We start from the raw sequence: 358 nt of genomic DNA on the forward strand, positions 1-358 counted from the left end.
GACAAATAGTTTCTTGTTGTACCAGATATCGCGCTTTATGCTTTTTTCTTTAGTTTTTTTCTTTACTTAAAAAATCAGTTTGCTATTATCAGCGCCGTTGCATTGGAGGGGTTCCCGAGCGGCCAAAGGGATCAGACTGTAAATCTGACGGCTCAGCCTTCGCTGGTTCGAATCCAGCTCCCTCCACCACTCTTACTCTTTCTAGCTTTACTCTTTCTAGCTTTACTCTTTCTAGCTTTACACAATCTATCTTTAATCTAACAATCTATAATCTAAATATCTATAATAAAAAAAACTCTAGAAAAAAAAACTATCAAATAACAAAAAACAAAAATATATAAAAAATAACAAAAAAATA

Annotated in this window: 1 tRNA gene; it reads left to right on the forward strand. The window is 33.0% G+C overall.

Annotation, left to right across the window (positions count from 1 at the left end):
• Positions 1–104 precede the first annotated feature (104 nt).
• A tRNA-Tyr gene (locus CWB80_RS22240) sits at positions 105–189 on the forward strand.
• Positions 190–358 lie beyond the last annotated feature (169 nt).

The sequence above is a fragment of the Pseudoalteromonas sp. S1650 genome, from assembly GCF_005887195.1.
Lineage (GTDB): Bacteria > Pseudomonadota > Gammaproteobacteria > Enterobacterales > Alteromonadaceae > Pseudoalteromonas > Pseudoalteromonas simplex.